10 protein-coding genes are annotated in these 9,830 nt (G+C 69.0%); all 10 read left to right on the top strand.

Going from position 1 to position 9,830, the window contains the following annotated elements:
- Positions 1-279: 279 nt before the first annotated feature.
- The 10 genes from secG (at position 280) to ACWF62_RS04905 (ending at position 9,803) form a co-directional block, all read left to right on the top strand.
- Positions 280-513, top strand: a complete 234-nt coding sequence (secG, locus tag ACWF62_RS04950) for a preprotein translocase subunit SecG (RefSeq protein WP_378506316.1) — start codon at positions 280-282, stop codon at positions 511-513.
- A gap of 483 nt (positions 514-996) precedes the next feature.
- Positions 997-1,452: a tellurite resistance TerB family protein gene (locus tag ACWF62_RS04945; RefSeq protein ID WP_378506317.1), complete on the top strand. Its 456-nt coding sequence runs from the start codon at positions 997-999 to the stop codon at positions 1,450-1,452.
- Between the two features lie 120 nt (positions 1,453-1,572).
- Positions 1,573-2,148 carry a TerD family protein gene (locus ACWF62_RS04940; RefSeq protein WP_378506318.1) on the top strand — a complete coding sequence of 192 codons (576 nt, stop codon included), beginning with the start codon at positions 1,573-1,575 and terminating at the stop codon, positions 2,146-2,148.
- A gap of 170 nt (positions 2,149-2,318) precedes the next feature.
- Positions 2,319-2,894 carry a TerD family protein gene (locus ACWF62_RS04935; protein WP_378506319.1) on the top strand — a complete coding sequence of 192 codons (576 nt, stop codon included), beginning with the start codon at positions 2,319-2,321 and terminating at the stop codon, positions 2,892-2,894.
- 79 nt (positions 2,895-2,973) lie between these two features.
- Entirely contained in the window at positions 2,974-4,092 is a 1,119-nt protein-coding gene (locus tag ACWF62_RS04930; protein ID WP_452629543.1) for a DUF475 domain-containing protein, read from the top strand.
- An 84-nt stretch (positions 4,093-4,176) separates the two neighbouring features.
- Positions 4,177-4,809, top strand: a complete 633-nt coding sequence (locus ACWF62_RS04925) for a TerD family protein (RefSeq protein WP_452629542.1) — start codon at positions 4,177-4,179, stop codon at positions 4,807-4,809.
- 203 nt (positions 4,810-5,012) lie between these two features.
- A complete protein-coding gene (locus ACWF62_RS04920; RefSeq protein ID WP_452629541.1) occupies positions 5,013-6,188 on the top strand; it encodes a hypothetical protein in 1,176 nt (391 codons plus the stop codon).
- Positions 6,185-7,387 (top strand): HpcH/HpaI aldolase/citrate lyase family protein, encoded by a 1,203-nt coding sequence (locus ACWF62_RS04915; protein ID WP_452629540.1) that lies wholly within the window; start codon positions 6,185-6,187, stop codon positions 7,385-7,387. The genes ACWF62_RS04920 and ACWF62_RS04915 overlap by 4 nt, the downstream gene beginning before the upstream one ends.
- Positions 7,384-8,679, top strand: a complete 1,296-nt coding sequence (locus ACWF62_RS04910; protein WP_378506324.1) for a phosphoribosyltransferase family protein — start codon at positions 7,384-7,386, stop codon at positions 8,677-8,679. Before ACWF62_RS04915 ends, ACWF62_RS04910 begins: the two co-directional genes overlap by 4 nt.
- On the top strand, positions 8,676-9,803 hold the full coding sequence (locus tag ACWF62_RS04905; protein ID WP_452629539.1) for a cysteine protease StiP family protein: 1,128 nt from the start codon (positions 8,676-8,678) through the stop codon (positions 9,801-9,803). Before ACWF62_RS04910 ends, ACWF62_RS04905 begins: the two co-directional genes overlap by 4 nt.
- The last annotated feature ends 27 nt before the right edge of the window (positions 9,804-9,830 follow it).

The raw sequence follows: 9,830 nt of genomic DNA, 5'->3' as shown, positions 1-9,830 counted from the left end.
GTCGTGCTGCATGGATGTCTCCTCAGATGGGTGCTGCTGGGTGGTTGGGGGTCCCAGCGGGCGGGGGGTGGTCCCAAAAGACAGGGGACAAGGTTGGGGGGGCGGTCGGAAGCGGGGGGGTCCCCCCCTCCCCCCCCCCTCCTCCCCGCCCCTCACTCTTCTTCCCCCCTCCCCCCCCCCCAGGCCCCACACCCCCCCCCACGGCCCGCTGCCCGGCGTCGGGTAGGCTGGGACGACTTGTGGCCACCACCGTTTCGTGAAGGGCAGCGTACCGCCGAGATGAGACTTTTCCTGGACATCCTGCTGATCGTTACCAGCCTCCTGCTGGTACTGCTGGTGCTGCTGCACCGCGGCAAGGGCGGCGGCCTGTCCAGCCTGTTCGGCGGCGGCGTGCAGTCCAGCCTGTCGGGTTCCACGGTGGTCGAGAAGAACCTCGACCGGCTGACGGTCTTCACCGCCGCGATCTGGCTGATTGCGATCCTCGGCATCGGCCTCGAGATCAAGTTCAGCTGACCTGGCGGCGCGCCCGTCCAACGACCGCAGGTTCGCGACACCGTCGCGTCCGGCGATGATCCCGACGCTTCCCTGATCCACACCCTCGCCGCCCCGGACCCCGCGCCGGGCGGGGGGATTTTGGCGTACCTCCGACACGCCCTGTGCGGGGCCCGCTCTCGGCCAACGCCTTCGGTCGAAGCACCGGACCGTTGTGGTGAGTGGGGTGTCAGTCGTTTGTGTCGGATTCGCGTGAAATATCCTCTTCGGTAAGTGGGACTTCCAGGTCGGCGAGAACCGGGTCGGCGGACGGGACGGACGCGGCGCCGGGGGTACGGCGGCCACGGAAACCCGGTGGGGTACAGCAGGTAGACGCATTCTCGACGTAGGCGCGGTCTCAGTTCGGATGCCGGCCTCCGTCGCGCAACCGCGTGTTCATCCGCACCCGCGACAGTGCTCACCCATGCGAACGACACGTTGACCGCGACCACAACAGGAGGACAGATGGGATTCTGGGACCAGCTCAAGGCGAAGACTCAGGAACTGAACGGGCAGCTGCAGACGAAGACCGCCCAGTTCAAGAACAAGGAGTTCGCGAACGGCTCGATGGCCATGTGCGCCTTGATCGCCGCGGCCGACGGCAGGATCGACCCGTCCGAGCGCCAGAAGACGGCGGCGCTGATCATGTCGAACGAGTCGCTGAAGGTGTTCACCCCCGACGAGCTGCGCGAGAAGTTCGACTGGTACTGCGACAAGCTGGCTGGCGATTTCGACTTCGGCAAGGTCGAGGCCACCGCCACGATCGGCAAGCTCAAGTCCAAGCCCGAGCAGGCCCGTGCGGTGATTCAGATCGGCATCATCATCGGCGGCGCGGACGGCAACTTCGACCAGTACGAGAAGAACGCGGTCAAGGAAGCATGCTTCGCGGTCGGCATCGACCCCGGCGAGTTCGACCTCTGATCGTCGCATCGGCCGTCGATCGACCGCACACCGGCCACCGGCCGGAAGGTGCACCTACGACGTCGGTTTCCGGAACACGCCGGGAACCGTGACAGCACAACGAGTCCAGGAGGACCAAACATGGGCGTGAGCCTGACCAAGGGTGGCAATGTCTCGCTGACGAAGGAGGCCCCCGGGTTGACCGCGGTGGCCGTCGGTCTCGGATGGGACCTGCGCACCACGACCGGGCAGGACTTCGACCTCGACGCGTCCGCGATCGCGCTGGGTACCGACAAGAAGGTCGTCTCCGACCAGCACTTCGTGTTCTTCAACAACCTCAAGTCCCCCGACGGAGCGATCGAGCACACCGGCGACAACACCACGGGTGAGGGCGACGGCGACGACGAGATCATCAAGGTCGACCTGGCCGCCGTGCCCGCGACCATCGACTCGATTGTCTTCCCGGTGTCGATCTACGACGCCGACAACCGCAGCCAGTCGTTCGGCCAGGTCCGTAACGCCTACATCCGCGTCGTCAACCAGGCCGACAACTCCGAACTGGCCCGCTACGACCTGTCGGAGGACGCGTCCACCGAAACCGCGATGGTGTTCGGCGAGCTGTACCGCAACGGTGCCGACTGGAAGTTCCGCGCCGTCGGCCAGGGCTACGCGTCGGGACTGTCGGGCATCGCCCGCGATTTCGGCGTCAACGTCTAGCACGTGACACGCGGGTGGCGGCGCACCGAGGAAAACGGTTGCGCCGCCACCTGTCCCGGGGCCAGCGCAGTCGCCCCTCTCGTGCCGTAGCACCGTTCGCACCATTCCGAGACGGGGGACGTCGTCGTGCGGTCCCCCTTCCCGGCTCACCACTTTCGGATGGAGATTCCATGAGCGTGTCACTCGCCAAGGGCGGCAATGTTTCCCTGTCGAAGCAGACGGCGAACCTGACGTCGATCACCGTCGGACTCGGCTGGGATCAGCGCACCACCACCGGCGCCGCCTACGACCTCGACGCCTCGGCGCTGCTGACCGGAGCGGAGCGCAAGGTGCTCTCGGACAGCCACTTCGTGTTCTACAACAACCTCAAGTCCCCGGACGGTGCGGTCGAGCACACCGGCGACAACCTCACCGGTGAGGGCGACGGCGACGACGAGTCGATCAACATCGACCTCACCGCCCTCGACCCGAAGGTGACGAACATCTTCTTCCCCGTCTCGATCCACGACGCGGTCGAGCGCGGACAGTCCTTCGGCCAGGTCATCAACGCGTTCATTCGCGTCGTCGACCGCAACACCGGCATCGAACTGGCCCGCTACGACCTGTCGGAGGACGCCTCCACCGAGACCGCCATGATCTTCGGCGAGGTCTACCGCAACGGTGCCGAGTGGAAGTTCCGTGCCGTCGGCCAGGGCTACGCATCCGGTCTGGCGGGCATCGCCCGCGACTACGGCGTCAACATCTGACGTTCCACTTCTCGGTGGTGCCCGAGCCGCAGTGACCCGGCGCCGCCACTTCATTCCCCATTGAGAAAGGCCACCTCCCGTGGTACTCCGCACATTCGGCATCTCCATTGTCGTCACTGTCGTCTCCCTGGTGGTGGCGTTCCTCTACGGTGGACCGCAGGCACTCCTGCTGTGCCTGATCCTCGGCATCTTCGAGGTCTCCCTCTCGTTCGACAACGCGGTCATCAACGCGACCGTCCTGCGCCGGATGAGTGAGTTCTGGCAGAAGATCTTCCTCACGATCGGCATCGTCATCGCCGTCTTCGGCATGCGACTGGTGTTCCCGCTCGTCATCGTCTGGCTCGCCTCCGGGCTCGGCCCGATCGCGGCCCTCGACCTGGCACTCAACCCGCCGGCCGACGATGCCGCCTACTTCCCGGACGGGTCACCGAGCTACGAAACCCTGATCACCGACGCGCATCCGCAGATCGCGGCCTTCGGCGGCATGTTCCTGCTGATGCTCTTCCTCGGTTTCATCCTCGAGGAGAAGGAGATCACCTGGCTGTCGTGGATCGAGCGGCCGCTCGCCAGGATCGGCAAGCTCGATCAGCTCGACGTCGTCATCGCCGCAGGTCTGCTCGTACTCACCGCGGTGTTCATCGCCCCGGCCGACGAGACATCCACCGTCATGATCGCCGGTGCGCTGGGCATGATCACCTACATCGCCGTCAACGGCCTCGGTGAACTGTTCAACGTCGCAGAAGAGGACGAGTCGACGGGACGGTCCGGACCGACCGAGCTGGCGAAGGCCACCGGCAAGGCCGGCTTCTTCCTGTTCCTCTACCTTGAGGTTCTGGACGCGTCGTTCTCGTTCGACGGTGTGATCGGCGCGTTCGCGATCACCTCGGATCCGATCATCATTGCGCTCGGCCTCGGTTTCATCGGCGCCATGTTCGTCCGCTCGCTCACCGTGTACCTGGTGCGCCAGGGAACGCTGTCGGAGTACGTGTATCTCGAGCACGGTGCGCACTGGGCGATCGGTGCCCTCGCGCTGATCCTGCTGTACTCCATTGGAACCCACGTCAACGAGGTCTTCACCGGCCTAATCGGCGTTGTCCTGATCGTTGCTGCCCTGGTCACCAGCGTCATTCGCAATAAGCGCAGTGCCGACACCGGCGGTGACCTCGATCCGGACGATCGCGCCGCGGTCAACGCCTGACCCGCTGGCACCACCCGCGTTACTCGCCGCCCCACCCCGCAGGCCGGGGTGGGGCGCGACATCAACCAGACAAGGAGTCGCACCATGGCGATCAACCTGAACAAGGTGACCCTCGACAAGGCCACCCCCACCATCTCCCTGGCGAAGTCGGGTGACGGCCAGGGCACGATGCGCGTGAACCTGAACTGGACCGCCGGAGCAGCGGCGCCCGCGGGCAAGGGCTTCCTGGCGAAGCTCAAGGCAGCGGCGGCGCCGAGCATCGACCTGGACCTCGCGGCGATGTACGAGCTGGCCGACGGCTCCGTCGGCGTGGTCCAGGCGCTCGGAAACTCGTTCGGCGCATTGAACCAGCGACCGTTCATCCACCTCGACGGCGACGACCGCAGCGGCAGCAACACCGCAGGGGAGAACCTCCACATCAACCTCGCCGACATCAGCAAGTTCCGGCGGATCCTGATCTTCGCGTACATCTACCAGGGTGCGCCGAACTGGTCGCAGGCCAACGGTGTCGTCACCCTGTTCCCGACGTCGGGACCGCAGGTCGAGGTCAAGCTCGACTCGGCGGACAACCAGGCCATCTCCTGCGCGATCGCGATGTTGCAGAGCAACGGTCGCGAGCTGACCGTCACCCGCGAGGTCCGCTACATCCGTGGTGCGCAGAAGGAAATCGATGAGGCGTACGGGTTCGGCATGAACTGGACCGCTGGCCGCAAGTAGCAGGCGAGCAGCCCGGCCAGGGTGTGGGCAGGCGTGTCTGAGGACCGCCCGCCCACACCGGGCACGGCCTTCCCTTGAAAGGATCCGTTCACCTCGTGATCACCCTGACTCGCGGCGCCAACACGACCAGGATCGCAACCATGCGGGCACTCCGGGCCGCCCCGAACCAGCGCCGATAGCAGCGCACCGTGGCCAGGACATTCATGCGTCGACTCTTCGCAGGCGACTCGGGCGACGACCCCGCCGCCGTCGACTCCTACAGCGCGATGACGACGGCATTCCTGCAGTCCGATCAGCTGATCACCGACATCGAAAACGGTGTCGCGGCGGCCCGTGCAACCGACCCGACGGGCCAGGCGACGCAGCAGTGGGCACCGATCAGGGAACAGCATTCCGCGGCGACCGCGAGCTACCTCCAGTTGCAGCGAGCGGAGCCCGATTCGCCGTACCAGGCCGCGTCGGTGTACCAGGAGTGCACTCGCACCCTGGACCGGGTGTGTGCCGAGATGATCCGGTTCCGGGACAGGTTCAGCGACGCGCTCGGCCGGGCCCGCGCGGTGCAGCAGCTCGCAGCCAACGCATCACAGCAGGCACGGGCCGACGCGAATGCCGCCGTCACCGCGCTCGACCGCACGGAGAACCTGCCGTTCCTGCAGTACCCGTCGGTGATCGCCGCCGTCGACGTGCTGGCAGGGCAGGTCCGCACACTCGACGCGGTCACCAACAGCGCCGACGAACGGGACGCCGCGGCCGCGGTGACCGACGCGGCCGCAGCCGTGCACGCGCTACTCGCGGCGGCCCCGGGCCGCGGCGCCGAGGCGCAGAATGCTGTCCGGTCGATCGCGACCCGGATCAGTGCGGTCGCGACCCGCGCCGACCAGCTGGGGCCTGCCCGGTCGGCGTTGCTGCGCGAGTTCAGTGCCGCCTGCTCGAACGACCTGGTCGACAACGACCGGATCGCCGCATCCGCGGCGGCCGCCGCCGAGCAGGAGGTGGCGGCCGCCCGCGGCGAGATCGCCGCTGGCCGGCCCGAAGCCGCGCTGGCGCACTGCGCGTCGGCGCGTGACCACCTGCGGGAGGCCGACGCCGCCGTGGATGCGGTCACCGACCGGCTGCGGTCCCTGCGCGAGGTCCGCGCGAACCCCGCCCGGACGGCGGACACGGTGCGGTTCCGATTGCGGGACGCGCAACAGCTGGCGATGCAACGCGACCTCGTCGGCGAATGGGGGTCGGTCCTCGACGCCCAGGTCGACCGCATCGACCGCGCGTGTGCCGCACTCGACGGGGTGCATCCCGACTACTGGACCTACACGACCGACCTCGAGGCGATCGAGCGCTTCATCGTCGGGGTCGTCGACCGCATGAGAGGACGCGGATGACCCGCCACCTTGCCGACCCCGAGCCCCGGATCGGGCAGACCCTGACGCATTTCCACCAGCTCGATCCACAGACCCGGGACCGGCTGTTCCTGCACCGGCCGACCCCGTTCACCGACACCGACACCCGGGAACGGTTGGCCGTCGCCCTCGGTGCCACCCTGTACGTGCCGGGGAACCGACCGGACCTGGCCGACACCATCATTCGCCGGTGCGCCGAGGGGGTGATGTCGATGGTCATCGACCTCGAGGACGCGGTCGCCGACGACCAGGTCGACGCCGCCCTCGCCGGCGCGGTCGCCGCACTCGACGCCCTCGCCGCCACCCCGGCCCGCGGGATGCTGCTCTTCGTTCGGGTCCGCACCGCCACCGAGATCCGCGCCGTCACCGCGGCGCTCGGCGCCGGAGTCGAGGCACTGACCGGGTTCGTGATCCCGAAGTTCACCGCCGCCACCGGAGCCGGCACCCTGAACGCGGTGCGGGAGGCGTCGGAGACCCTCGGCAAACACCTGTACGTGATGCCGGTCCTCGAATCCCCGGTGCTGGCGTACCGGGAGGCCAGGGACACCGAACTGCAGACGATCGCCGCGCTGCTCACCGAGCATCGGGAGCGGGTGCTCGCGGTGCGGGTCGGGGCCACCGACATGTGCGCACTGTTCGGGATCCGGCGCGACCGCGACCTGACGATCTACGACGTGCGCGTCGTCTCCGATGTGATCGCCAGCATCGTCAACTATCTCGGCCGCACGGACGGCACCGGGTTCGTGATCACCGGCCCGGTGTGGGAGTACTTCGCCGACCACGAACGCATGTTCCGGCCGCAACTGCGGGAAACCCCGTTCGCGGAGCACGACGCGGTGCGGTTCCGCCAGCAACTCGTCAGCCGCGACCTCGACGGCCTGCTCCGGGAGATCGCCCTCGACCACGCCAACGGCATCCAGGGCAAGACCGTCATCCACCCCTCGCACGTCGCGCCGGTGCACGCGCTGGCCGCGGTCACCGCCGAGGAGTACCACGACGCGGTCGACATTCTCGGCGGCGACACCGGCGGGGTCCTCGCATCGGGATACGGCAACAAGATGAACGAACTCAAACCGCACCGGGATTGGGCACAGCGGGTTGCGCTGCGCGCGTCGGTGTTCGGCGTGACCAACCCGGGAGTGACCTTCGTGGACCTGCTGACCGCCCTGGCGGCCCGATGACCACCACCACGGCCACCGGCATCGCACCGGCGTGGGCGACCGCACAGTTCGGCCTCGCCCTCCACGACAGCGACACCGACACCGATTCCCGGTGGCGGGTCACCGATCTCGTGCGGCCCGGACTGCGCCGCAACCCGCGGCGCGCGCACCTGCTGGTGTCCACCGTCCTCGGCAAGCACGTGCCGACCGACCCGGCGCGGGTGCGCGCGGCCGCGGACGCCCTCGCCGATCGGGTGGTCACCGTTCTCGGTGGCGACGCTTCGGCAGCGGTCGTCCTCGGATTCGCGGAAACCGCGACCGGTCTCGGGCATGCGGTCGCCGCCCGGATGGGTGCCGCCTGCTACCTGCACTCGACCCGCCGCCGCACTCCGGGCGTCCCGGTCCTGGGCGGGTTCGAGGAGGGGCATTCGCACGCCACCTCGCATCTGCTGCAGCCGACCTCCCCGGACCTGTTCACCGGTGATGCGCCGCTGGTCCTCGTCGATGACGAGATCTCCACCGGCGCCACCGCCGTCGACGCGATCCGGGCCCTGCACCGGATCGCGGCCCGCGACCGGTACGTGATCGCGTCGCTGGTCGACATGAGCGAACCCCACCACCGGGCGGCGATCGACGTGGCCGCCGCCGAACTGGGCGTGCGGATCGACCACGTCGCGCTCGCCGCCGGTCGCACCGAACTCCCGGACGGGCTCACCGAGCGGGTCACCGCCCTCGCCCCGCCCGTTCTCAACCCGGCCGGCGACCCGGCGGGGGACACGGTGGTCGTGCCGGTCGGCTGGCCGGCGGACCTGCCCGACGGCGGCCGCTACGGCATCCTCGACGCCGACGCCGACGCGTTCACCGCCGCCGTCGCGGCGGCCACGGACACGCTCGTACCGCACCTGGACCCGGCACGCCCGGTGATCGTGATCGGGCACGAGGAGCTGATGTACCTGCCGCTGCGGATCGCCGAACACCTCGCGGACGCCGGGTTCGCCGTCCGCTACCAGACCACCACCCGATCCCCGGCCTACGTCCACGACGATCCCGGCTATCCGCTGCGCCGCGGCTTCGAGTTCCACGCCCCGGAACCGGATCCCGACGCCCGCCGCTACCTGTACAACGCGACCTGGCCCGGCCCGGGGCCGGATGCGCAGCTGCTGATCGTGATCGACACCCCCGCCGACACCGCCGAGCTGCGCTCTCCCGGTGGGCTTCTCGACGTCCTCACCGCCGCCAGCCACGACGTCGTCGTCGCTGTCGTCCCGGCCACCGACCACCACGCCCTCACCGCAGCGAGGAACCGCCCATGACCACCATCCCTGTCGCGCCGTCGCCGTTGACCGGACCCGGCTTCGGCTCCTACGCCGCCGACGAGGTCGCCTGGCTGCTCAAGGACCTCTCCGCCCTCGACCTCGAGGCCGACCTCGCCGAACGCGAGCGGGCCATCCAGGCGGGGACCGCGCACTACGCCGAGTCCCTGCCCGTCGAATACCAGCCCGACGCCGCCTACCGGGACCTGTTCGACACCGCCCTTGCCGACTCCGCGGCGCGTCTCGCGCACGCCGTCGGCACCGTCACCGAACTCCTCGTCGCCGAACGCGGACCGAACCTGACCCTGGTGTCGCTGGCGCGGGCCGGTACCCCCGTCGGCGTCCTGATCCGCCGCTGGGCCACGCGATTCCATCAGGTGTCGTGGCCGCACTACGCGGTCTCGATCGTCCGGGGCCGCGGCATCGACACCGTCGCCCTCGACCACATCACCGGCCGCCACGACCCCGACTCGGTGGTGTTCGTCGACGGCTGGACCGGCAAGGGTGCCATCACCCGCGAACTCACCGCCGCACTGGACGCCTACGCCGCCGCCGGGGGTCCGCGCCTGTCGGACGACCTCGCGGTCCTCGCAGACCCCGGCCACTGCGTGCGCACCTACGGCACCCGCGACGACTTCCTCATCGCGTCCGCCTGCCTGAACTCCACCGTCTCCGGACTGGTGTCGCGCACCGTCCTGAGCGACCGGCACATCGGGCCCGGCGAATTTCACGGCGCCAAGTTCTACCGCGACCTCACCGGCCAGGACGTGTCGAACCGCCTGCTGGACACCGTCACCGCCGAGTTCGACGCCGCCCACCCTGCGGCCGTCACAGCCGCCGGTGCGATCGCCGCGGGGGACCGGACACCGTCGTGGACGGGATGGGCGTCGGTGGACGCGGTCCGTGCCGAGTACGGCATCGGCTCGGTGAACTTCGTCAAACCCGGTGTCGGGGAAACCACCCGCGTCCTGCTGCGCCGCATCCCGTGGAAGGTCCTCGTCCGCGACGCCGACGCCCCCGAACACGCCCACATCCGGATGCTCGCCGCCGCCCGCGACGTCCCCGTCGAGGTGGTGCCCGACCTCGCGTACTCGTGCATGGGCTTGATCAAGGAGCAGCCGTGACCGCACGTTCGTCGCTGGTGGCCACCG

Source organism: Rhodococcus sp. NPDC054953 (genome assembly GCF_053609225.1).
Note: the sequence above shows the minus strand (reverse complement) of the source record. Positions and strands in the feature narration are given on the sequence as shown.

Bases quoted from the DNA above. Each gene is read 5' to 3' on its own strand.
- secG (WP_378506316.1), top strand. From the start codon at position 280: ATGAGACTTTTCCTGGACATCCTGCTGATCGTTACCAGCCTCCTGCTG.
- ACWF62_RS04945 (WP_378506317.1), top strand. From the start codon at position 997: ATGGGATTCTGGGACCAGCTCAAGGCGAAGACTCAGGAACTGAACGGG.
- ACWF62_RS04940 (WP_378506318.1), top strand. From the start codon at position 1,573: ATGGGCGTGAGCCTGACCAAGGGTGGCAATGTCTCGCTGACGAAGGAG.
- ACWF62_RS04935 (WP_378506319.1), top strand. From the start codon at position 2,319: ATGAGCGTGTCACTCGCCAAGGGCGGCAATGTTTCCCTGTCGAAGCAG.
- ACWF62_RS04925 (WP_452629542.1), top strand. From the start codon at position 4,177: ATGGCGATCAACCTGAACAAGGTGACCCTCGACAAGGCCACCCCCACC.
- ACWF62_RS04920 (WP_452629541.1), top strand. From the start codon at position 5,013: ATGCGTCGACTCTTCGCAGGCGACTCGGGCGACGACCCCGCCGCCGTC.
- ACWF62_RS04915 (WP_452629540.1), top strand. From the start codon at position 6,185: ATGACCCGCCACCTTGCCGACCCCGAGCCCCGGATCGGGCAGACCCTG.
- ACWF62_RS04910 (WP_378506324.1), top strand. From the start codon at position 7,384: ATGACCACCACCACGGCCACCGGCATCGCACCGGCGTGGGCGACCGCA.
- ACWF62_RS04905 (WP_452629539.1), top strand. From the start codon at position 8,676: ATGACCACCATCCCTGTCGCGCCGTCGCCGTTGACCGGACCCGGCTTC.